Source organism: Pigmentiphaga sp. GD03639 (assembly GCF_029845405.1).
GTDB classification, from domain to species: domain Bacteria; phylum Pseudomonadota; class Gammaproteobacteria; order Burkholderiales; family Burkholderiaceae_B; genus Pigmentiphaga; species Pigmentiphaga daeguensis.
Genome location: NZ_JAOCLR010000010.1, coordinates 75052 through 97652 on the forward strand (window position 1 = coordinate 75052; position 22601 = coordinate 97652).

Sequence of the window (22601 nt, forward strand, 5' to 3'; positions counted from 1 at the left end):
GGCCGCTTATGTCCAAACTGAGACTTTCCCTGGGCTGCTGGGACTACGACCGCACCCGCGCGCTGATGGACGGTACCGTCGTTCCCGACGGCATCGACCTGAACTACCTGAACATGCCGGTCGAGGAAACCTTCTTCCGCATGCTGCGGCATCGCGAGTTCGACGTGGCCGAGATGTCGCTGTCGTCCTACACCGTGTCGCTGTTCAAGCCCGAGCGGCCCTTCATCGCGATCCCGATCTTCCCCTCGCGCTTCTTCCGCCACTCGTGCATCTACGTGAACGCGGATGCGGGCATCCGCGAGCCCAAGGACCTGATCGGCAAGCGCATCGGCACGCCCGAGTACCAGATGACCGCGCCGGTGTGGATTCGCGGCATCCTGGACGAACACTACGGCGTGCCCGTCGACAGCGTAACCTACGTCACCGGCGGCGAAGAAGAGCCCGGCCGTCCCGAGAAGCTCAAGATCGACCTGCCCCCCAACATCAAGGTCGAGCAGATCGGCCCCACGCAGACCCTGTCGCAGATGCTGCTGGACGGCGAGATCGACGCCCTGCACACCGCGCGCATGCCGTCCACCTTCCTGACCGGCAAGGGCAAGGTCACGCGGCTGTTCCCCGATTTCGAAGCGGTCGAGCGCGAGTACTTCCGCAACACGGGGATCTTCCCCATCATGCATACGCTGGTCATCCGCCGCGAAATCTACGAGGCCAACCGCTGGGTCGCGCAGTCGCTGTACAAGGCCTTCGTGCAGGCGCAGCAGGTGGCCTACCAGAACCTGCGCGAGACCGCCGCGCTCAAGATCATGCATCCCTGGCTGCTGGGCAACATGGAAGCCGTGATCAAGGAAATGGGCGAAGACTTCTGGGCCTACGGCTTCGAGAACAACCGCAAGACGCTGGAGACCTTCCTGCGCTACCACCACCAGGGTGGGCTGTCGAAGAAGCTGCTGACGCCGGAAGACCTGTTCGCGCCGGAGACCTTCGAGGCGTTCAAGATCTGAACGCCGTAGCCGGGCAGGCCGCGCGCACGCGGCCTGCCCGCCGGCTCAGGGGCAGGGATTGGGCTGGCTGCGATGGATGCGCTCGATGCCCTCCAGCACCTCGGGGGCAAGCGTGACCTGCGCGCTGGCGATGTTCTCCTGCAGTTGCGCCATGGTGGTCGCGCCGATCAGGTTGCTGGCCACGAACGGCCTGCTGTTCACCCAGGCCAGCGCCATCTGCGCCGGCACGAGGCCATGGTCGCGCGCGAGCTCCACGTACTGGCGCGCGGCCGATTCGGCCTGGGGCCCGTCATAGCGGGTGAAGCGCGAGAACAGCGTCAGGCGCGCGCCCTCGGGCCGCGCGCCGCCCAGGTACTTGCCCGACAGCACGCCCATGCCCAGCGGCGAATAGGCCAGCAAGCTGACCTGCTCGAACTGCGTGAACTCGGACAGGCCGATTTCGTACACGCGGTTGAGCAGGCTGTAGGGATTCTGGATGGACGCGATGCGCGGCAGGCCGCGCGTCTCGGACAGTTTCAGGAACTGCGCCACGCCCCACGGCGTTTCATTCGAGACGCCGATGTGCCGCACCTTACCCTCGCGCACGAAGTCCTGCAGCACCGACAGCGTTTCCTCGATGGGCACGGTGTAGTCGTCCTTCACCCAGGGATAGGCGAGCTGGCCGAAGGTGGCCGTGGTGCGGTCAGGCCAGTGCAGCTGGTAGAGATCGAGGTAGTCCGTCTGCAGGCGCTTGAGGCTGTCGTGCAGCGCGGCAGTCAGGTTCTTGCGGTCCAGGAAGGGCTTGCCGTCGCGGATATGGCCGGGACGCTTGGCATCGCGCAAGGGGCCGGCGACCTTGCTGGTCAGCACGATGTCCTGGCGGCGGCCGGTGCGGGCCAGCCAGGTGCCGATGTAGGCCTCGGTGCGACCCTGGGTCTCGGCCTTGGGCGGCACCGGATACATCTCGGCGGCATCCACCAGGTTCACGCCCTGCGCCAGCGCGTAATCCAGTTGCTCGTGGGCCTCGGCTTCGCTGTTCTGCTCCCCCCAGGTCATGGTTCCCAGCCCGATCACGCTGACTTCGAGATCGGTGCGTCCCAGTTTGCGGTATTCCACGTCTGTGCTCCGGTTGCGGGTTGTTCCATCCAAGGTTACTGCATGGCCGCTGTCGACTGCATGAAAGCCCTGCGCGACAGCCTAAAATAGCGGCACCCGAACCAAACCCCGCAGGAGAGCCCCCGCATGCAAGAGGATGACGGCCGCGAACCCGACTATCGCTTCACGCTGGCCAACGAACGCACCTTCCTCGCCTGGATACGCACCGCGCTTGCCGTGCTGGCCGGCGCCATCCTGCTGCACCAGTTCGGCGGCGTGGTCCAGCCGCATTGGCCGCTGCTGGCGCTGAGCGTGGCGATGACCGTCGCCGGCCTGGTCTTCTGCTGCGGCGCCTATTTCCAGTGGAAGGCCAACCAGCAGGCCATGCGGCACTCGCGGCCCCTGCCGCGTTCGACCTTGATTCCGCTGGCCGCGGGCGTGACCCTGCTGGTCGCCGTGGTGGCCGGCCTGTTCGTGCTATTCCGATGAGTTCGCAGCTCGACCCGGGGCTGCAACCCCAGCGCACCGCGCTGTCCTGGGGCCGGACCGGCCTGTCGATGACGGCCGTTGCGCTGCTGGTGCTGCGCGCGGGCGTGCAGGAACACCAGCCGATGTTCCTGATCGTGGGCGCGCTGGACATGCTGTGCGCCATCCTGTTCTTCGCGACCGCGTCGTGGCGCCGGTCGGCCCTGGCCCTGGACAAGATCCACGCCGCCTCGTCGGCGTGGATGGCTGGCATCACCGCGTTGGTGGCCATCACGAGCCTGGCCGGGACCTGGCTCGTGCTGAGCTAGTTCAGCCCCTGCCCTTGGCCACCAGCGACCTGAACTCGTCCACGTTCATCACGTGCGCGGTCGAGAACGCGAGGATGGTCAGCGTCGCCTTGTGCACCTCGGCCGCGCTCATCGCGCCCCAGCCCACGTCGGGATAGTCGAAGGTGCCGGTGGCATCGGCCAGGAACGCCACCTTGTAGTTGTGGAACATCGCGTCGCGCGCCGTGGCGTGGCAGCAGTTCTCGGTGGTGGTGCCCGAGATCACGACGTTCCGTATGCCCCATTCGCGCAGGATGATGTCCAGGTCGGTGCCGTAGAAACCGCTGTAGCGGTGCTTTTTGATGACATGCTCGCCCGGGGCCGGAGCGAGTTCGGGATAGATGTCGGCGCCCTTGGTGCCGTCCACCAGGGACGAGTGGTCGGCGATGGGCCCGTACAGGTCGCGAAACAGCCCCATGTCGCAGCCGTCGTCACGATGCACGTGCGCGGTATAGAGCACCCGTATCCCCTGCTCGCGGCAAAAGCGCAGGGTCTCGGCCAGCTTGCCGACCATGTCCCTGGCCTGCCGGGACTGGAGCTTGGCGCCGTCGGCGACGAAGTCGTTCTGCATGTCCACCACGACCATGGCGGTCTGGCGGGGATCGATGCGGTCGAAGCGGTAGGGCATGGCTGTCTCCTTTGATCATCGACGAGCGGTGACACACTGCATAATATATCCACCTCCGCCGTGCGCCCGGCTACCATCGCCGCAGCGCCTCAATCGACCATGCCGAAGAAGACTCCGCCCGACCCGACCGTCCCGCTCGAGCACCGCATCGCCTATCAGGCGCTGATGATCGCGACACGCATCTCGCAGTTCCTGGCCCCCATGTGGGAAGAAAAGTACGGCCTGACGACCATCACGTGGCGCGTAATGGCAGTGGTCGGACGCTTCGGCCCACTGTCGGCCAAGGAAGTAGCTGAACATACGAGCACGGACGCTTTCTTCGTCTCGCGCGCCATCGTGCAGCTGACCAGGCAGGGCTATATGACCAAGGGCGTCGATCCGCGCGATCGCCGGCGTTCCGTGCTGCAGTTGACCGAGGCAGGCGAGCGGGCGCGCATGGACGTGGAGCGCGTGATGAGCGCACTGGAACATGACGTGCTGGGTGCGATGGGCCAGGGAGAAGAGCGCCACATCCGGGAGACGCTGAGCAAGCTGGCGGCCACGGCTTCGGATCGGCTGAAGTCTCCCCGGACCTGGAAAGACTTCGCCGATTGACCTTACCGCAGGTCAGGAAGCCGACTGTATGCCGGCCTTACGGATGATCGTGCCCCAGCGCGCATATTCCTTGTCCATGTAGCTTTGCAGATCGTCCGGCGTCGAGCCTACGATGTCCAGGCCCATGTCGTGGAAGCGCGTGGCGATGTCGGGCTTGGCCAGGATCTCCTTGACCGTGGCCGAGAGCTTGTCTCGCACCGACTTGGACGTGCCCGCTGGGGCCAGCAAGGCGAACCACGGACCCGCCACGATCTCGGGATAGCCTTTTTCCGCGAAGGTCGGAACCTCGGGCAGCACCGAACTGCGTCGAGGCGAGGCCACTGCAACGGCAGCCAACTGGCCCGTCCGGACTCGCTCACCCACATTCACGGTGTCCGCGATCATCAGATCGACGCGGCCCTGCATGACATCGGTCAATATGGGAGGAAAACCGTTGTAGGGCACATGCGTTAGCGAAATGCCCAGCGCCTGGTCCAGCAGCGCGCCGGTGACGTGGCCCGTGGTGCCCACGCCCTGGGTGGCGTAAGTCAGCGGCGCGCCGCCCGACCGAGCCCGCTGCAGGAAAGCCTCGAACGTCGGCAGTCCTGCCTTGGGCGAGGCCACCAGCACGTTGGGCGCATCGACAACCCGCGACACCGGAGCAAACGCATGCTGCGCATCGTAGGGCAGCTTGGACATGATGAACGGGTTGATCACCAGCGGTCCCTGGGCCGTAAGCAGCAGCGTGTAGCCATCCGCCGCGCTCTTGGCCACGAGATCCGTGCCGATGGTGCCACCGGCGCCTGCCTTGTTTTCCACCACGAACTGTTGGTGATAGCGGGCCGAAAGCTCGGCCGCCAGCGTGCGGGCGACGACGTCGATCGATCCTCCAGCCAGGAAAGGCACAATCACCCGGACGGAACGAGTGGGCCAGGAAGCTCCCTGCGCGAAAACCCCATGCGGGAACAGGCTGGTGGCGCCGAGGGCGGCTGCCAGGGCGAGATGTCTCATGATATTTGTCATCGTAAGCCTCATTTCATCTTCTCCCGGGTCCCCTGGACTGGCGGCAACTGCGCCAGCGCCGCTGCTTCGTCGAAAGTTCGGGTTCGGTTCAGCGTGATGGCGATGGCACGGATGCGGTATTGCGAGGCAGCGAGCGCTTCCGGTGGCATCCGCCCTTCCTCGAGTGCCTGGGCGGCATTGATCAGCCTGCGCCGGGTCTGGGCGATGGCGGTATCGGACGTCCCGAGGTGCTCGATGCTGCGGTCCGCGATTTCGCCCTGGCTTTCCTGCACGGCGATGTCCTGCAATTGGGCGCTGGGGATGCCGGTAAAGGATTCGGCGCGCTGCTTGCCGCGATCGATCAGATAGTCGTTCTCCTTGTTGCCTATCGATTCATAGGTGCCCGGCACGCGGCGCGAATAATCCAGATCGCCGGTGTCGTACTCCTCGATTTCCTCCTGTTCCAGCGGCCGCTCCGGCTGGTAGCGGATCCTGTACCACCAGCAGTTCCGGTCGTCGATCGGGACGAAGAAATTGGCCCGGCACACGCTTCCCGGCGCGGTCGGGACCAGCACGCCGACCGGCATCAGCCACTGCGTGACGCGCCAGTAGTAGGTATCGTCGTCGCCGTCTCGGCGCGCGGAAATGGACATGCCGTAAGGGGTATCCGCACAGAAGAACCGCGGAGCGCCATCGGCGTCGGAGAAGCGCTGAAAGTCCCCCACGCCGAACACGTCCTTGGACATGAGGTTCATCTGGTGCAGAAAGGTCAGATGAGACGTATCCAGGCTGCCTTCCAGCGCCTGCATGAAGTTGCAACGCATCAGCCGCTTCGACGCGTAAACGTGGCTTTTCGGCAGCGACATGAATTCGATGTCGGGCGCGGCGGGGGCCTGGCCAGGGCCCAGATAGGCCCAGACGATGCCACCGGATTCATGCACGGGGTATGCCCGCGCGCGCACCTTGGCCTTCATCGGGCTGGTCGAAGGTTCGCTGGGCATGTCGACGCAGGCGCCGTCCACGCCAAACTTCCAACCGTGGTAGACGCAGCGTAATCCACCCTGTTCATTGCGGCCGAAGAACAGGTCGACCGAGCGATGCGGGCAGCGCGCGTCCAGCAGTCCGACCCTGCCCTCCGAGTCGCGAAACGCCACCAGGCGGTGGCCGAGCAGGCCGACACGCACTGGCGGGCAGTCCGGCTCGGCGATTTCTTCCGACAACAATGCCGGTATCCAGAATCGACCAATGAGATTTCCCATGGGCGCGCCGTTCTCCACCCGGGTAAGCATGCGATTCATTTCGGGGCTGAGCATCGATCCTCCTGTCTCCTGTTCCATGACTGCGCTCCGCCCTCGCGGATGGTCGCGGCCCTGCACTGATCAAATACTAGCGAATCGCTAGCATTTGATCATTATGGGATTCGCATGGCCGGGTGTCAAGAAGGAGAAAACGGCAACAGCCATGGCCCTCTGGCGCGGCGCGACCGCGTCAAAGGGCCATGGCTGCCCGATAAGAAAGGACCGGAAACGACCGGCCGGGTAGGTTCAGCTCCAGGGATCGATGGTCATGTGGATGGCCCCCTGCACGCCCTGGCCCGCCAGGCTGCGCAGCGCGAGGTCGGTATCCTCGAGCCCGAAGGCATGCGTGCTCATCTTCTTCACCCCATGGCGATCGCCCGCGATCAGTTGCAGCGCCAGCTCGACCGATTCGTAGCTGTGGCCGCGCATGCCCTTGACGGTCAGGAAGCGCGCGATGATGCGATCGCTGTCGAATTCGGGAATGCGGCGGCGCTTCTGCCCGCCCAGGATGACCCGTCCGCGCTTGCGCGCAAGCTGGACCGCGGTGACGACCGAATCGGTGCCGCCCGCGGCGCAGTCGATGACCAGGTCCGCCATCAGGCCACCGGTCAGGTCGGCGACGGTCTCGAGCAGGTCCTGCGACTCGATGTCGATGGTGTGGTGCGCGCCCAGTTCGCGCGCCAGTGCCAGGCGGCGCGCATCCGTCTCGTTCGAGAGCCCGGTGATGATGATGCGTTCGGCCCCCGCTTCGCGCGCGGCCACGACGCATGCCAGGCCCTGTTGGCCGGGCCCTTGTATCACCACGGTCTGGCCCGGCCCCGCGCCGCCTTGCAGGTAGGTCCATTCGATGCCGTTGGCCAGGGGCAGCGCCAGCGCCGCATGGCGGGGCGAGACGCCGGCGGGCACGCGATGGAACACCGTGTTCAGGTGCAGGAACTGGTACTGGCTGAACCCGCCCCACAGCCCCGGTTCCACCGACAGCCCGGTGGCGCCGTAGCGCAGTCCGCCCAGGCGCCAGTCGGTGGCGTCGCACAGCCGGAATTCGCCGCTGCGGCAGAACTCGCAATGGCCGCAGGGCAGGTATTCCTCCAGCGCGACCAGGTCGCCTTCCTTCACTCCCCACTTGGCGCGCGCCACGTCGCCCAGTTCGGCCACGTGGCCCACGGTCTCGTGGCCGAGCACGAGCGGGCCGCGGCTGGCCGGCAGTTGCTGGTAGTAGGGCCAGTCGCTGCCGCACACGCCGGTGACGGCGACCTTGAGCAGGCCGCTGGTGGCGGAGGTGGCCGGCGCGGCCAGTTCGCGCAGTTCGGTCCTGCCGGCCTCGACGGCGACCGCGGCTCGTACGTTAAGCGCCATGGCCGCTACACCGACGCGTGCGGCCGGCCGGGCTGCGCCGTGAGCGCCTCGGCGGCGGCATCCTTGAAGTGCTGGTCGCGCGGCAGGATCACCGCGGCCGAGCGGACGTGGTGCGCCGACGGATGCGTCCCCGGAGGCGCCGCGCCTTCCTCGGCCAGCGCCTTCACGGCCTTCATCAACGCGCGGCGCATCTTGACGATGCCGTTGTCGGTGGACGTCAGGTGCTCCTTGGTACGGTCCTGGATCGGGCCCATGCTTTCCTGCAGCGACGCATCCTGCATGCCGATGCCTTCGATGCCGCTGAACGTTCTGCCCGCCTTCTGGGCCTCGCGGTCCATCAGGTAGTCGTTGTCCTTGTTCTGCAGCGGGCGGAACGTGCCCGGCACGTAGCGCACGTGGATGCCCTTGCCGTCTTCCATCGCCTGCACCTCGGCCTCGGTCAGCGCGCGGCCGGCATGGTAGTCGAAGCTCCACGCCCAGCAATTCTCGTCGTCGATCGGAACCCAGAAGTGCCCGTGCACGGGATGATCGCCGCGCGGAGGAACCATGGTGAAGCAGGGCATCAGCCACGGGGTGATGCGCCAGTAGTACGAATCGTCGTCGGCGTTGCGGCGCACGCCCACCAGCAGGCCGGTATCGGTGTCGACCACTTCGAACACCGGGCGCAGGTCCTTGAGGTTGTACTGGTTGCCCGCCGCGCCCTTGAACAGCGGATCGGACTTGAGGCTGTCGCGATGCAGCCACGAGACGTGGCTGGAATCGATGCCGCCCTCCAGCGCCTGCAGCCAGTTGTTTTCCTGGATGCGCTTGGACACGAAGCGCTGCTCGGCGGGCACCATCGCGAACTCGTACTCGGGCAGCGGTGGCTGGTGCTCGGGCGGGCCCATGTAGGTCCACAGGATGCCGCCGCGCTCGACCAGCGGATACGAGGTGAGCTTGATACGGCTGCGAAAACCGCTGTCTTCCGCTTCGGACGGCACGTCCAGGCATTGGCCGTCGGCGGCGTATTTCCAGCCATGGTACGGACAGCGGATGCCGCCGCCCTGGCCCTTCTCGTCGTAGCGGCCGAACCAAAGCGACACGCCGCGATGCGCACAGAACTCGTCGATGAGGCCGATGTTGTCTTCCTCGTCGCGTATGGCCAGCAGCCGCTCGGACAGCAGCTTGACGCGCACCGGCTCGCAGCCGGGCCCGGGCAGCTCGCGGCTCAGCATCACCGGCAGCCAGTAGCGGCGGAACAGCTCGCCCAGGGGCGTTCCCGGCCCCGTCTGGGTAAGCAGGTCGTTCTGTTCCTTCTTCAACATCTTGAGTCCCCTCGCTTGATATACGTTCCGTATAAAGGAACACTGTTCCTCGATAGGAAACAAAGTTATCATTCGCTCGATCCCGATGTCAATGCGGCCCGTGCCGCGGCGACCATCGGAACTTCAAGAAAGGAGACACGCCGATGACGATTCATCGCCATTTCCTCGCGCGCCTTCTGTGCGCGAGCCTTGCAGCCGGCGCCCTTGCGGCGCCTGCCTGTGCGCAGGATCCGTGGCCCAACCGGCCGGTCAAGATCGTGGTGCCCTACGCGCCCGGCGGCAGCGCCGACACGCTGGGCCGGCTGATCGCGCGCCATCTTGCCGAGACGTTCAAGCAGAGCTTCGTGGTGGACAACCGCGGCGGCGCGGGCGGCGTCATCGGTTCGCAAATGGTCGCGCGCGCCGAGCCCGACGGCTACACGCTGGTGGTGTCGGGCATCGGCTCGCACGTCGTCGCCCCGTTGACCAACGCGACCAGCTTCGACCCGATCAAGGACTTCACACACATCGCGCTGCTGGGCGGACCGCCCACCGTGCTGGCGGTCAACGTGGCGCAGCCCATCAAGGACGTGCCCGGCTTCATCAAACAGGTCAAGTCCATGCCCCAGGGCCTGAGCTGGGCCTCGCCCGGGCAGGGCACGCATGGCGCCCTGATCGGCGAAGCCTTCCGCCAGATCACCAAGCTGAACCTGGTGCACATCAGCTACAAGGGCGCGGGTCCGGCCGTGGCCGACGTCGCGGCCAACCAGGTACCGGCCGCCTTCATCACGCTCAGCACCGCCGCCGGCAACATCAAGGCCGGCAAGCTGCGCCCGCTGGCCGTGACCTCGGCGCAGCGCGTGGCCGACTTCCCCGATATCCCGACCTTCAAGGAACTGGGCTATCCGCAGCTGACCGGCACCACCTGGTTCTCGCTGTCGGGCCCCGCCGGCATGGCGCCCGAGCTGGTAACCAAGCTCAACCTCGCGGTGCGCAAGGCCCTGCAATCGTCGGAAGGGCAGGCCGAACTGCGGGCCCAGAACATGGAAACCTTCGACTGGGATGCGCCCACGTTCAACGATTTCGTGAAGAAGGAAATCGTGCACTGGAAACAATATATAGAGCCCCCCCCTACGCGCTGACGCGCGCAAGGAAAGCCCACCCCCTACGCCCTTCGGGCGCCCCCTCAAGGGGGCGAAACCGGCGGACTGGCAAAGCCAGATCCGCGGTTTCCTGGGACCGGTGGGACTTTCCTGGTTTGTCGCTTCCGTGCTTTGCTGGCTGCCAGCACTTGTTATAAAGGTGGGTTGACACAAACATTGTCCATCATCATGCAAGACACTCAGGACGGAGGCGAAGGGCGGCTGTCCTCGGTCGCTTCGGCCATTCGTGTGCTCAAGGCGTTTTCCGAGACGGAAGTCGAGATCGGGATCAGCACGCTTGCCAAGCGGCTGGGGCTGGCCAAGAGCACGGTGCACCGGCTGGCCAGCACGCTGACGGCCGAGGGGCTGTTGGAGCAGAATCCGGAGAACGGCCGGTATCGGCTGGGGCTGGGGCTGTTCGCGCTGGGCGCGCTGGTGCGGCGACGCATGGATATTTCGACGCAGGCCCTGCCCTACCTGCACGAGTTGCGCGAGATCACCGGCGAGACCGTGCATCTGGCCACGCTCGAGCAAAGCAACATCATCTATCTCTTCAACCTCGAAAGCCATCAGGCGATCCGCATGCGTTCGTACGTGGGCGCGCGCAAGCCCGCCTTTTGCACCAGCGAGGGCCGTGCCCTGCTGGCCTTCCAGAGCGCCGAGGTACTGGCGCGCGTGGTCAAGGACGGCCTGGCGCCGCGCACGCCGAACACACAGACCGATCCTGCCCTGTTGCGCGGCACGCTGGAACAGGTGCGCCGCGACGGCTATGCGCAAGACGACGAGGAAAGCGAGGTCGGCATGCGGGGCCTTGCGGCGCCGGTGCGCGACCACACCGGGCAGGTCATCGCCGCGATCGGCATCGCCGGTCCCACCCAGCGACTGACCAAGAAAGCGATGCGCGGGTTCGTCGCGCCCGTGCTCCAGGCCGCCGACGGCGTGTCGGCGCGGCTGGGCTACCAATCATGAGCTGAGTTCGTCCATGGCTGCCTCGTCCCCCATCCCCGTCTATCTGCTGACTGGCTTCCTGGGCAGCGGCAAGACGACGCTGCTTTCGGCCTGGCTGGAACAACCGGGCCTGCAAGGCGCGGCGGTGATCGTCAACGAGCTGGGCGAGGTCGGGCTCGACGGCGCCTTGCTGGGTGTGACCGAACAGGCCTCGCTGGTATCGGGTTCGTGCGTGTGCTGCACGGGCCTGCCGGGCCTGGAACAGGCGCTGGAGGACTTGTTCTGGGCACGGCTGCAACGCCGCATGCCGGCGTTTCCCGCCGTGGCGATCGAGACCACGGGCATGGCCGATCCCGCGCCCATTCTCCAGGCCTTGCACGATCACCCGCTGCTGCGCGAACGCTATCGCCTGCGGGCCGTCGTGACGGTAGCGGGCGCGCCGGCCGGCGCGGCATTGCTCGATCGCCATCCGGAAGCGCGGGCGCAGGTACGCGCGGCGCAGGCGCTGATCATGACCAAGACATCGGATGCGCCGGAGGAATCGACGCAAGCGCTGGCCGGTCGCCTGGCGGCCTTGAATCCCGCGGCGCCCGTGCTGGTCTCCAACCAGGCCGACCTGTCATGGGAGCACGTATGTCAGGCCGTCGCGCCCCGGGCCGCGCAGGCAGGCGATGACGCGGATCGACAGTCGGCGACCGGCGTGGCGCACGACCCTCATGATCCCGCGCATGCCCACGAACACGATGATGAACACGCTCATCATCATCATGACGCGCAGGCGTATTTTCTTCCGTTGCCCGAGGCCATCGCGCGCGATGCGCTGCTGGTCCGTCTGCACGCGCTGGCCGATGCGCTGGGTGACGACCTGCTGCGCCTCAAGGGCATCGTGATGCTGGCCGACGGCCAGCGGCGAGTGGTGCAGTTCGCGCCCGACGACAGGCGCTTCGACGTGCGCCCCCTGCCCGTGGCGGCCGATGCCGCCACGCCCACGGCCGGCTTGACCGTCATCGCCGCGCATGCGAGTGTCGCGCGCATCGCGGCAGCCTTCTTCGGAGGCGCGTCGGCATAGCGGACGCGCGCCGCCGCCGTTCAGCTGTTTTCCAGCACGTCCGCCAGGCCCTGCTTTTCCAGCAGCGACGACAGGTGTTCCCAGCCGTGGAAATCGATGATGATCTGGCCGCGTTCCTTCGCGCCGATCTTGAACGCCACCTGCGTGCCCAGGCGATCGGACAGCGCTTCTTCCAGGCGCAGCACGTCGCGTGACTTGGCCGCGGGCTTGCGGCTGGACTTCTGCGCGGCTTCCTGCAGTGTCTGAGCGACGAGCTTTTCGGCCTCGCGCACCGACAGCCGCTTGGCCACGATCTGCGTGGCGAGCTGGATCTGCGTGGCGGCATCCACCGCCAGCAGCGCGCGCGCATGGCCCATGTCGAGGTCGCCGGCCAACAGCATGGTCTGCACCGGAGCGGCCAGGTTCAACAGGCGCAGCAGGTTGCTCGTGGCCGAACGCGAGCGGCCAATGGCCTGGGCCGCCTGCTCGTGCGTCATGCCGAATTCGCCGATCAATCGCTGCACGCCCTGCGCTTCTTCCAGCGGGTTCAGGTCTTCGCGCTGGATGTTCTCGATCAGCGCCATGACCGCGGCGTTCTCGTCGCTGACCTCGCGCACCAGCACCGGTACCTCGGTCAGGCCGGCCAGTTGTGCGGCACGGAAGCGGCGTTCGCCGGCGATGATCTCGTAGCGGCCGCCTTCGATCGCGCGGACCAGGATGGGCTGCATCACCCCCTGGGTGCGTATCGATTCGGCCAGTTCGCCCAGCGCGCCTTCATCCATGCGCGAGCGCGGCTGGTAGCGGCCGGCCTGCATGCTGGACACCGGCAGCGTATTGGGCGGGCCTTCCTTCTGTTCCGGCTGGGCCGTGGACTTGGTGCCCAGCGTGCTGACCGCCGGCATGTCGGCGCCCAGCAGCGCGTCCAGTCCGCGTCCGAGTCCTTTGGGTTTCTTCACACCCTTAGATCCTGCTTTCATTTCCATGATGTGCTTCCCCAAAGCTATAGCGTCTTCATACGCTCTATCATTTCCGCCCCGAAGGCCACGTAGGCCTGCGCCCCCTTGGACGCGGGGTCGAACACCACGCCCGGCAGGCCATAGCTGGGCGCCTCGGCCAGCCTGACGTTGCGCGGGATGATGCTCTTGAATACCTTGTCGCCGAAGTGGCTCTCGAGCTGCGCCGACACCTGCTGCTGCAAGGTCACGCGCGGATCGAACATCACGCGCAGGAGGCCGATCACGCGCAGGTCGGGATTCAGGTTGGCGTGGACCCGTTTGATGGTGTTGACGAGATCCGACAGCCCTTCCAGCGCGAAGTACTCGCACTGCATGGGAATGATCACGCCATGCGCGGCGGCCAGGCCGTTGAGCGTCAGCAGCGACAAGGTGGGCGGGCAGTCGATCAGCACGAAGTCATAGCGGTCGGCCACGGCGGCGATGGCATGCTTGAGCTGCCGCTCGCGCTCTTCGAGCTCCACCAGGTCGATCTCGGCGCCCGCCAGTTCGCGGTTGGAGGGCAGGACGTCATAGCCGCTCTCGGATGCCTTCGCGGCCTCGGCGATGCTGGCTTCGCCGATCAGGACCTCGTAGAGCGTGGCCTGCAGCTCGCGCTTGTCGATGCCGCTGCCCATGGTGGCGTTGCCCTGCGGATCGAGATCGACCAGCAGCACGCGCTGCTCCTGGGCCACCAGGGCCGCCGCCAGATTGACCGCGGTGGTGGTCTTGCCGACCCCGCCCTTCTGGTTCGCGATGCAGAAGATGCGGGCGGTGCGCTTGGCGGCCAGCGGCTCGGCGCCGCTGATCGCCTCCAGCTCGCCGGCTTCTTCTCCGGACGGTGCCGCCTCGTTGACCATGCTGGAATTGGAAGACATCGAATACAACCTGATTATGGGTGAATCTGACGCGCCGGTGGCCGGCGCCGCGTTCTGCTAACCCTCGTTTGCCCCGCCCTCGACGCGGTCCATCCAGACCAGGCAGCGGCGGGCGGACAATCTTGGCACATAAAGCGTCGTGACGCCTTCCACCTGCCATGCTCCCTGGTCCTTCAGCGCCTGCATCTCGTCTTCGGGCGGATGGCCCTTCATGGCGGCCAACCGTCCTCCAGGCTTGACGTGGCGCCCGGCCAGCGCGGCGAAATCGTGCAGCGACGCGAACGCGCGCGAGACGACGATGTCGCACTCGGCGGGTTCCAGCTCCTCGACCCGGGCGTGCGTCGCCTCCAGGTTGGACAGCCGCAGCACCCCGGCCACGTGCTTGATGAACGCGGTCTTCTTTTCCACCGCGTCCACGCAGCGCACCTGCCACTCCGGACGGCAGATGGCCAGGACCACGCCGGGCAATCCTCCGCCCGAGCCCACATCCAGGATGCTGGCCGGCTGGCCCGCAAGCCGCTGGGCCAGCTCCGGCACCACCGCCAGGCTGTCCGTGATGTGATGCAAAAGCATCTGCTCCGGCTCTCGTATGGCCGTGAGGTTGTAGGTGCGATTCCAGCGCAGCATCTGCGCCAGGTAGTTCAGCAGCAGGTCGATGCGCGCGTGATCGAGCGGCAGGCGCAACGCCGCGCAGTCCGACTCGAGCTGGGCGGCGAATACCGCGCCATTGAAAGGTTCCTGCATCGGGATCGGTTTCCGGGACATGTTCATGGGACGACCCTCCGGCGGCCGGGAGCTCCCCTTGCCGGGGAAGCGGACGCGCTTCCCCGCAAGCCGCGCATCGATGCCGACGAGCCTCCCGTCTCGTCGTGGCGCGGCTTTTCTCCCAGGAGAAGGCGTATGGTTGTCGAATGGCCGTGGGACACGCTCATGCCGCCCGGTTGGCGTCGGCGGCGGAATCGGCATCCAGCCGTCCGTATTGCCGGCGCTTCAGGTGTATCAGCAGGAGCGAGATGGCGGCAGGCGTAATGCCCGAGATACGGGCAGCCTGGCCGATGGTTTGCGGCCGATGAGTCTTGAGCTTCTGGCGGACTTCGAAGGACAGGCTGCGTACCGAGTCGTAGTCGATGTCGTCGGGTATACGCTGGTTCTCGTGCCCGGCCTGCTTGTCGATCTCGTTCTGCTGGCGCGCGATGTAGCCCGCGTATTTGACCTGGATCTCGACCTGTTCGGCAACGATCTGGTCGGTTACGCCCGGACCCGCCAGCAATTCCTCGTCCGCGTTCTTCGCTTGCATAAGCGCATCATAGGAAACGTTGGGGCGCTTGAGCAAGTCGAATAGTGTGTACTCACGCTCGATCGCCTTGCCCAATAGCGGCTCGGCCGCGTGGGCCGGGAAAATCCGGGGATTGATCCACGTGGAACGCAGGCGCTCGACCTCGCTCGCCACCGCGTCCCGCTTGCGGTTGAAAGCATCCCACCGCACATCGTCCACCAGTCCGAGCCGGCGGCCGGTTTCCGTCAGGCGCCAATCGGCGTTGTCCTCGCGCAGGCTCAGGCGATACTCGGCTCGCGACGTAAACATACGATAGGGCTCGGTCACCCCGCGCGTCACCAGGTCGTCGGCCAGCACGCCCAAGTAGGCCTGGTCGCGGCGCGGCACCCAGGCTTCCTCGCCCTTCACCTTCAGGGCGGCATTGATGCCCGCCAGCAGTCCTTGCGCGGCTGCTTCCTCGTAGCCTGTCGTGCCGTTGATCTGTCCGGCGAAGAACAGCCCCGATATGGCGCGGGTCTCCAGCGACGTTTTCAGTCCACGTGGATCGAAATAGTCATACTCGATGGCGTAGCCGGGCCGCAGGATATGGGCATTTTCCAGCCCGGGCAGCGAATGGATCAGGTCCAGCTGCACATCGAAAGGCAGGCTGGTCGACACCCCGTTCGGGTAGAACTCGTGGGTCGTCAGCCCTTCCGGTTCCAGGAAAACCTGGTGCGAGGCCTTGTCGGCGAAGCGGTGGATCTTGTCTTCGATCGACGGGCAATAGCGCGGCCCCACCCCTTCGATAACGCCTGTGTACATGGGCGAACGGTCCAGGCCGCCGCGAATGATCTCGTGCGTGCGCGCATTCGTGTGCGTGATCCAGCACGGCAGTTGGCGCGGATGCATGGAGGCATCGCCCAGATAGGAGAACACCGGTACCGGATCCAGGTCGCCGGGCTGCTCCTCCAGCACGCTGAAGTCGATGGAACGGCCGTCGATACGGGGCGGCGTACCGGTCTTCAGGCGGCCTTGTCCCAGCTTGAGTTCCTGCAGGCGGTTGCCCAGCGAAATGGCGGGCGGATCACCCGCCCGGCCTGCCGAGTAGTTTTGCAGTCCCACGTGAACCAACCCATTCAGGAAGGTGCCAGCGGTCAACACCACCGCCCGCGCACGGAAGCGCAGGCCGATCTGGGTGACCGCGCCAACTACCTTATCCCCTTCCAGCATCAAGTCATCGACTGCCTGCTGAAACAGCCAGAGATTGGGCTGATTTTCCAGGCGATGGCGGATGGCTTTACGGTAGAGCACACGGTCCGCCTGGGCCCGCGTGGCCCGCACCGCAGGCCCTTTGGACGCATTCAGGATGCGGAATTGGATCCCTGCTTCGTCGGTAGCCAGGGCCATGGCCCCGCCCAGCGCATCGACTTCCTTTACCAGATGGCCCTTGCCTATCCCGCCTATGGAGGGGTTGCAGGACATCTGCCCCAGGGTCTCGATGTTATGCGTGAGCAGCAGCGTCTTGCAGCCAGCGCGGGCGGCCGCCAAGGCGGCCTCCGTACCGGCATGGCCGCCGCCTACAACAATTACATCAAATTCGGTTGGATACAGCATGGTGGGATCCGCAAAAAGCCAAGCTTGGCCTGGCGACCTGGCAGCCTTCGTGGCCAGGGAGATGTCCGGGTCTGGAGAGAAAACGCCACGGTAACTTGGGATTATAGGATTCCCGCCCTGCCAACGCGAGCATTACCCTGGACAAGCCGCTCCATAGTGTTTCACGTGAAACACTGGCTACGAGGCAAGCCGTTCATGACGTACATTGTGGCAGCGCGGCGTGGCAACTGATGTGAAGTTATGGCGAGCGGGATGCTCGCGATGAACAGCTCGACGGATTGGGTGTGAACCCACCCGAGCAGCGTGCCGATGTTCCACGTGAAACATTGCAGCGGTTGCTTGTGCATTCTTTGGCTCGGGGGAATACGGCGCCGGCGGAAAACAGCAGTGGTACGGGTAGGTCGTTGCCTGCGACCGCGCCGATATTGCAGGCTGCCCGGCTGTCGATGTTTCTCCAATCCCAGGCCGATACCGATGTATCTCCCTACCCTCCTCGGGAAAAGTCCTATGCGGATCTAGCCACGCGTGCTGTCATGGCTACAAGGAGGCAATACGTGACAGGGCAAAACTGAGGGAATCGCAGCGATGCTGACCCAATGCCGCTAGCGATTGGGACTTCTTTTCCGGCGGCAGTACACCACGTGAATCCTTCCTCTCATTCTTCCCTGCCGGTGCCGGTGCCGTCGCCGCTGTCCGTCTCTTCACGCATGGCCCGAGCGATCAACACATCCAGCATCTCGAACAAACCCGCTATCCGCTCGGGCGAGTACCCACTCAAGAGCCGATCATTGCGCTGGCGAGCCAGGCGCCGCAAGGTCACGGCCACCTCCATTCCCCGCGGGCTCAGCCTCAGTTCGGCCTGCCGGCTATCCCGTTCAGAGACTCCCCTTTCAATCAGCCCCTGACGGGTCAGGACCCCGATGGCCCGGCTGATCTGTGCCGCATCGACCATGGCGATGTAGGCCAGCTTGCGTATCGAGGCAGGCTGGGTCGTGGCAAGCAGCGTAACCACCTGCCACTCCACCTGAGAAAACCCGAACTGCATGCGAGCCTGCACCTGGGAGGCGCGCGCCAGCGACTTGCTGAGCGCAGCGACCTTGGGCGCGAGCAGGCCGTCCTGCCGGTGAATCTCCATGTCGTCGACGGAAGCGGCGGCTTCTTCTTCCTCGGGCGAGGGCTGGATAGTCATGGGTGGAAGCCTGCGGCAAGGCGCTTGTTATGGAAGAGGCGCCATTATCCTCGCAAGGACTATCCATGCACAAATACAAGACAAGTCATGCTATTTGCCACGATATGCAATCATTTACAAGATTCAATCATGTATCTTAATAGCACGACGAATCCGGCCAACGGCCACTACACGGAATCAGGGAAGCAAGACGGCATCCAGCACATTGATATAGCCGTTGTCGACCTCGACGTCCGGCTCCAGCACCTCCGCGTCCGACAACAGCAGGCGGCGATCCTTGCGATGGACCGTCAAGGTCTTGCCGCCTTCGGTCTTGATCTGCGTGCCTTCCTTGGCATCCTTCAGGCGGACCTTGCCGGCCACCATGTGCAGCTTGACCATTTGCACCAGCGTATCCTTGTTCCGCAACGCCTCGCGCTGCGCGGAGGGCAGCTTGGCAAAGGCTTCGTCGGACGGCGCGAACACGGTATAGGGCTGCCCTTTCAAGGTCTGCTCCAATCCCGCCTCGCGTACCGCGTTGATCCACGAACTGAACATCCCGGCCGTCTGGGCCGTATCGATGATGTTGCGCGCCAAGGCACCCGCCGGGCTCATCAAGCCCAGGGCCAAGGCCATGGCGATCAATCTAAGGGTGTACCTGATAGGCATGCGCTTCTCCCGAGCGACGAGTTTCTCCTTGGGACATGGCCGGTCTACGAGCCGTTTTCGATGATCCCCCGCCGCGCTGTAACCAGGGCCGTCGCTTCGCAAGGGACCGCAACAGGAAGCGGAAAGATCATGAAAAATGGCCCCCACGCTTCCGCGTAGCGGCAAGCGTGGGGGCCATTTTCATCGCCGGCCGGGGCGCTCGCGCGCCACGCGGCAAGCGCCGGATCAGCCTTGCAGGCGCTTGCTCAGGCGCTCCTTGACTTCCACCAGTTCGTTCGGCAGCCCATGCTTGAGCAGTTCGAACAATTCATCATGCAGGCGCAATTCCTCCTTCCACGCTTGCGTGTCGATGGCGGTGATGCGATCGAACTGTTCGCGGGTGAAGTTCAGGCCGTCCCAGGTCAGATCGCCGTAGGAAGGCGTCACGCCGAACACGTGGTCCACGCCCTGTGCCTTGCCATCGATGCGCTCGAGCATCCACTTCAGCACGCGCATGTTCTCGCCGAAGCCGGGCCAGACGAATTTGCCGTTCTCGTCCGTACGGAACCAGTTGACGCAGAAGATGGCAGGCAGGCGTACGCCGGCCGATTCGAGCTTGGCACCCAGCTGCAGCCAGTGGCTGAAGTAATCGCTCATGTTGTAGCCGCAGAACGGCAGCATGGCGAAGGGGTCGCGGCGCACCACGCCCTGCTTGCCGGTGGCGGCGGCGGTGGTTTCCGAACCCATGGTGGCGGCCATGTACACGCCTTCGACCCAGTTGCGGGCCTCGGTCACCAGCGGCACCGTGGTGGAGCGGCGGCCGCCGAACACGAAGGCGTCGATGGTCACGCCTGCGGGGTTGTCCCACTCGGAGTCGATGGCCGGGTTCTGGTCGGCGGCGACGGTGAAGCGGGCATTCGGATGCGCCGCCTTGCGGCCCGTGGTCTTGCCGATCTCCGGGGTCCAGTCCTGGCCCTGCCAGTCGATGCAGTGGGCAGGCGGCTCGCTCATGCCTTCCCACCAGATGTCGCCGTCGTCGGTCAGCGCGACATTGGTGAAGATGACGTTCTCGCGCAGCGTCGCCATGCAGTTGAAGTTGGTCTTCTCGTTCGTGCCCGGCGCGACGCCGAAGTAGCCGGCTTCGGGGTTGATGGCGCGCAGCTTGCCATCGGGACCGGGCTTGATCCAGGCGATGTCGTCGCCGATGGTGGTGACCTTCCAGCCCGGCAGCGACGCCGGGGGGATCAGCATCGCGAAGTTGGTCTTGCCGCAGGCCGAGGGGAAGGCCGCGCCGACGTGCATCTTCTTGCCCTCGGGCGAGGTGACGCCCAGGATGAGCATGTGCTCGGCCAGCCAGCCCTGGTCGCGCCCCATCTTGGAGGCGATGCGCAGTGCCAGGCACTTCTTGCCCAGCAGCGCGTTGCCGCCGTAGCCCGAACCGAAGGACCAGATCTCGCGGGTCTCGGGATAGTGCACGATGTACTTGGTTTCGTTGCAGGGCCAGGCCACGTCGGCCTCGCCCTGGGCAAGCGGCTTGCCCACGGTATGGACGCAGGGCACGAACACGCCGTCGGTGCCCAGCACGTCATAGACCTTGCGGCCCATGCGGGTCATGATGCGCATGTTGGCCACGACGTAGGGCGAGTCGGACAGTTCGACGCCGATCTGCGCGATGGGCGAGCCCAGCGGCCCCATCGAGAACGGAATGACGTACATGGTGCGGCCGCGCATGGAGCCGGCGAACAGCCCGTCCAGCGTGGCGCGCATTTCCGCCGGATCCACCCAGTTGTTGGTGGGACCGGCATCTTCCTTGCGCTCGGAACAGATGAAGGTGCGGTCTTCGACACGGGCGACGTCGGACGGATCGGACCAGGCCAGATAGGAATTGGGACGCTTGGCGGGGTTCAAGCGGCGCAGCGTGCCGGCCTGGACCATCTGTTCGCACAGGCGGTCGTATTCTTCCTGCGAACCGTCGCACCATTCGATGCGATCGGGCTGCGCCAGCGCCGCGACTTCGGCCACCCAGGCCTTCAATCGTTCGTGACGTACCCAGTCAGGAGCATCCACCGCCGAAAGTTGTTTGGGAACCGATGTTTTGGGCACGGCGTTCATTGGTGACATTCTCCTCGACGCTGGGGCGCCTGATCATGATGTAAATAATGAGCCGGGCATCGATTGGCCCGGCTGGACTTTAACTTAATATACCCCACCCCTTTCCACCAAAAGTTTCCAGGAAGAAAGGGTCCGTTACCGTTGGCAGCTATCGCTCACAAGACCAATTGGACTACCATCGCGACTGATCGAAGGAAAGCCCATGCGCATAACGATTCTGGACGACTATCAAGACGCGGTACGCAAGCTGGACTGCTTCAGTCTGCTCGATGGCCACGAAGTCAAGGTCTACAACAACACGGTCAAGGGGCTGGGCCAATTGGCCGTCCGGCTGCGCGACACGGAAACACTGGTATTGATCCGTGAACGTACGCCCATCACCCGTGCCCTGCTGGACAAACTGCCTCAGTTGAAGCTGATTTCCCAGACGGGGCGCGTCGGGTCGCACATCGACGTGGAAGCCTGCGCCGAGCGCGGGATCGCCGTCGCCCAGGGAATCGGCTCGCCTGTCGCACCGGCAGAACTGACGTGGGCGCTCATTATGAGCGCGATGAGGCGAATTCCTCAATATGCGGCAAACCTCAAGCATGGGGCTTGGCAGCAATCCGGCATGAAAGCGTCGTCGATGCCGGCCAATTTCGGCCTGGGCCGGACCTTGCACGGAGGCCGATTGGGCCTGTTCGGCTACGGCAAGATCGGCAAGATCGTCGCCGGCTACGGCAAGGCCTTCGGCATGAAGGTCACGGTATGGGGCCGGGAATCGACCCTGGAGCGGGCGCGGGCCGATGGCCTGGAAACGGCGGACAGCAAGGAAGCGCTGTTCGAAGGCAGCGACGTGCTGTGCATGCTGCTGAAACTGAGCGAGGAAACCCGCGGCATCGTCACGCTGGCCGACCTGCAGCGCATGGGGCCCGAGGCGCTGTTCGTGAACACCTCGCGGGCGGAGCTGGTGGAACCCGACGCGCTGGTCCTGGCCCTGAACCGGGGCCGGCCGGGGCTGGCAGCCATCGACGTCTTCGAAAGCGAACCCATCCTGCAGGGACATCCGCTGCTACGGATGGAGAACGTCATCTGCACGCCGCATATCGGTTTCGTGGAGATCAACAGCTACAACCTGTATTTCAAGGTTGCGTTCGAGAACATATTGGCTTGGGCGGCGGGGAAACCCGCTAATCTGGTCACCCCGTAGGAAAGCCCACCCCTGCCCGCTTGCGCGGGCCAGGAAAGCCCACCCCCTACCCGCTTGCGCGGGCCCCCTCAAGGGGGCGGCGCTGGCGGACCGGCAAAGCCGGATCCGCGGCGCCCTGGATCAAAGCAAGCATGCGGTGCTCCGCACCGAGACAACCCGACCAGACCCAGGATGCGGTGGATCCGGCTCCGCCGGTCCACCCGCATCGCCCCCTGGGGGGCGCCCGAAGGGCGTAGGGGGGATCAAATACTTTAGAAAAAATAAGCCCACCCCGCTGGGGAGCGGGATGGGTAAGCGGGGCGGCGCGGCCGCCCCGCGCATGAGCGGCTGATTACAGCGGCTTGATGTCGGAAGCCTGGGGACCCTTGGGGCCGTCCTTGACTTCGTACTCGACTTCCTGCCCTTCGGCCAGGCTGCGGTAGCCGCGGCCGACGATGGCGGAAAAGTGAGCGAACACATCGGGACCACCGGCATCCGGCGTGATGAAGCCGAAACCCTTGTCCGCGTTAAACCATTTGACCTTGCCCTTCTGTGCCATGTTCGGCGTCCTCTAATCAATAAACAATGCAATGGAACCAAG

At 65.2% G+C, this 22601-nt stretch carries 22 protein-coding genes; 8 read left to right on the plus strand and 14 right to left on the minus strand.

Annotation, left to right across the window (positions count from 1 at the left end; genetic code table 11):
• The first annotated feature begins 8 nt into the window (after nucleotides 1–8).
• Nucleotides 9–1001, plus strand: a complete 993-nt coding sequence (locus N5K27_RS13125; protein ID WP_087840384.1) for a 4,5-dihydroxyphthalate decarboxylase — start codon at nucleotides 9–11, stop codon at nucleotides 999–1001.
• A gap of 45 nt (nucleotides 1002–1046) precedes the next feature.
• Here N5K27_RS13125 and N5K27_RS13130 read toward each other — a convergent pair whose 3' ends face one another.
• The gene (locus tag N5K27_RS13130) at nucleotides 1047–2096 is read right to left on the minus strand and encodes an NADP(H)-dependent aldo-keto reductase (RefSeq protein ID WP_087840386.1); all 1050 of its coding nucleotides are present in this window, start codon (nucleotides 2094–2096) and stop codon (nucleotides 1047–1049) included.
• Nucleotides 2097–2222: 126 nt separating this feature from the next.
• Here N5K27_RS13130 and N5K27_RS13135 point away from each other — a divergent pair, with 126 nt between their 5' ends.
• A complete protein-coding gene (locus N5K27_RS13135; RefSeq protein WP_087840387.1) occupies nucleotides 2223–2564 on the plus strand; it encodes a DUF202 domain-containing protein in 342 nt (113 codons plus the stop codon).
• A complete protein-coding gene (locus tag N5K27_RS13140; RefSeq protein ID WP_087840388.1) occupies nucleotides 2561–2869 on the plus strand; it encodes a DUF202 domain-containing protein in 309 nt (102 codons plus the stop codon). Before N5K27_RS13135 ends, N5K27_RS13140 begins: the two co-directional genes overlap by 4 nt.
• 1 nt (nucleotide 2870) lies before the next feature.
• Here the strand turns inward: N5K27_RS13140 and N5K27_RS13145 are convergent, their stop codons facing one another.
• Nucleotides 2871–3515 (minus strand): isochorismatase family cysteine hydrolase, encoded by a 645-nt coding sequence (locus tag N5K27_RS13145; protein ID WP_087840389.1) that lies wholly within the window; start codon nucleotides 3513–3515, stop codon nucleotides 2871–2873.
• A gap of 99 nt (nucleotides 3516–3614) precedes the next feature.
• On the opposite strand from N5K27_RS13145, the gene N5K27_RS13150 reads away from it, so the two are divergent.
• Nucleotides 3615–4109 (plus strand): MarR family winged helix-turn-helix transcriptional regulator, encoded by a 495-nt coding sequence (locus tag N5K27_RS13150; RefSeq protein WP_087840391.1) that lies wholly within the window; start codon nucleotides 3615–3617, stop codon nucleotides 4107–4109.
• A 12-nt stretch (nucleotides 4110–4121) separates the two neighbouring features.
• On the opposite strand, the gene N5K27_RS13155 is transcribed toward N5K27_RS13150, so the two are convergent.
• From N5K27_RS13155 to N5K27_RS13170, 4 genes are all read right to left on the minus strand, one after another.
• Entirely contained in the window at nucleotides 4122–5099 is a 978-nt protein-coding gene (locus N5K27_RS13155; protein ID WP_165963242.1) for a tripartite tricarboxylate transporter substrate binding protein, read from the minus strand.
• A 20-nt stretch (nucleotides 5100–5119) separates the two neighbouring features.
• Nucleotides 5120–6403, minus strand: a complete 1284-nt coding sequence (locus N5K27_RS13160; RefSeq protein ID WP_279816976.1) for a Rieske 2Fe-2S domain-containing protein — start codon at nucleotides 6401–6403, stop codon at nucleotides 5120–5122.
• Nucleotides 6404–6634: 231 nt separating this feature from the next.
• A complete protein-coding gene (locus N5K27_RS13165; protein ID WP_132980147.1) occupies nucleotides 6635–7744 on the minus strand; it encodes a zinc-binding dehydrogenase in 1110 nt (369 codons plus the stop codon).
• 5 nt (nucleotides 7745–7749) lie between these two features.
• Nucleotides 7750–9048: a Rieske 2Fe-2S domain-containing protein gene (locus tag N5K27_RS13170; protein WP_087840399.1), complete on the minus strand. Its 1299-nt coding sequence runs from the start codon at nucleotides 9046–9048 to the stop codon at nucleotides 7750–7752.
• Between the two features lie 143 nt (nucleotides 9049–9191).
• Here N5K27_RS13170 and N5K27_RS13175 point away from each other — a divergent pair, with 143 nt between their 5' ends.
• From N5K27_RS13175 to N5K27_RS13185, 3 genes are all read left to right on the plus strand, one after another.
• Nucleotides 9192–10169, plus strand: coding sequence for a tripartite tricarboxylate transporter substrate binding protein (locus N5K27_RS13175; protein WP_087840401.1), 978 nt, complete (start codon nucleotides 9192–9194; stop codon nucleotides 10167–10169).
• 189 nt (nucleotides 10170–10358) lie between these two features.
• Complete coding sequence (locus N5K27_RS13180; protein WP_087840482.1) at nucleotides 10359–11138, plus strand: IclR family transcriptional regulator; 780 nt, start codon at nucleotides 10359–10361, stop codon at nucleotides 11136–11138.
• Between the two features lie 13 nt (nucleotides 11139–11151).
• Nucleotides 11152–12186 (plus strand): GTP-binding protein, encoded by a 1035-nt coding sequence (locus N5K27_RS13185; protein WP_132980148.1) that lies wholly within the window; start codon nucleotides 11152–11154, stop codon nucleotides 12184–12186.
• Nucleotides 12187–12206: 20 nt separating this feature from the next.
• Here the strand turns inward: N5K27_RS13185 and N5K27_RS13190 are convergent, their stop codons facing one another.
• The 7 genes from N5K27_RS13190 to N5K27_RS13220 all read right to left on the minus strand — a co-directional run bounded on the left by N5K27_RS13190 (nucleotide 12207) and on the right by N5K27_RS13220 (nucleotide 20832).
• Nucleotides 12207–13067, minus strand: a complete 861-nt coding sequence (locus tag N5K27_RS13190) for a ParB/RepB/Spo0J family partition protein (RefSeq protein WP_254914648.1) — start codon at nucleotides 13065–13067, stop codon at nucleotides 12207–12209.
• Nucleotides 13068–13165: 98 nt separating this feature from the next.
• A complete protein-coding gene (locus tag N5K27_RS13195; protein WP_279816985.1) occupies nucleotides 13166–14035 on the minus strand; it encodes an AAA family ATPase in 870 nt (289 codons plus the stop codon).
• A gap of 57 nt (nucleotides 14036–14092) precedes the next feature.
• Nucleotides 14093–14779: a 16S rRNA (guanine(527)-N(7))-methyltransferase RsmG gene (gene rsmG / locus N5K27_RS13200; protein WP_087840407.1), complete on the minus strand. Its 687-nt coding sequence runs from the start codon at nucleotides 14777–14779 to the stop codon at nucleotides 14093–14095.
• A gap of 184 nt (nucleotides 14780–14963) precedes the next feature.
• Nucleotides 14964–16904, minus strand: a complete 1941-nt coding sequence (mnmG, locus tag N5K27_RS13205; protein ID WP_279816989.1) for a tRNA uridine-5-carboxymethylaminomethyl(34) synthesis enzyme MnmG — start codon at nucleotides 16902–16904, stop codon at nucleotides 14964–14966.
• Nucleotides 16905–17559: 655 nt separating this feature from the next.
• Nucleotides 17560–18093: a MarR family transcriptional regulator gene (locus tag N5K27_RS13210; protein WP_279816991.1), complete on the minus strand. Its 534-nt coding sequence runs from the start codon at nucleotides 18091–18093 to the stop codon at nucleotides 17560–17562.
• A gap of 177 nt (nucleotides 18094–18270) precedes the next feature.
• Entirely contained in the window at nucleotides 18271–18741 is a 471-nt protein-coding gene (locus tag N5K27_RS13215; protein ID WP_087840412.1) for a fasciclin domain-containing protein, read from the minus strand.
• Nucleotides 18742–18966: 225 nt separating this feature from the next.
• Nucleotides 18967–20832 carry a phosphoenolpyruvate carboxykinase (GTP) gene (locus N5K27_RS13220; protein WP_087840414.1) on the minus strand — a complete coding sequence of 622 codons (1866 nt, stop codon included), beginning with the start codon at nucleotides 20830–20832 and terminating at the stop codon, nucleotides 18967–18969.
• A gap of 202 nt (nucleotides 20833–21034) precedes the next feature.
• On the opposite strand from N5K27_RS13220, the gene N5K27_RS13225 reads away from it, so the two are divergent.
• Complete coding sequence (locus N5K27_RS13225) at nucleotides 21035–22021, plus strand: D-2-hydroxyacid dehydrogenase family protein (RefSeq protein WP_087840416.1); 987 nt, start codon at nucleotides 21035–21037, stop codon at nucleotides 22019–22021.
• A gap of 331 nt (nucleotides 22022–22352) precedes the next feature.
• Here the strand turns inward: N5K27_RS13225 and N5K27_RS13230 are convergent, their stop codons facing one another.
• A complete protein-coding gene (locus N5K27_RS13230) occupies nucleotides 22353–22559 on the minus strand; it encodes a cold-shock protein (RefSeq protein WP_087840420.1) in 207 nt (68 codons plus the stop codon).
• Between the last annotated feature and the right edge of the window lie 42 nt (nucleotides 22560–22601).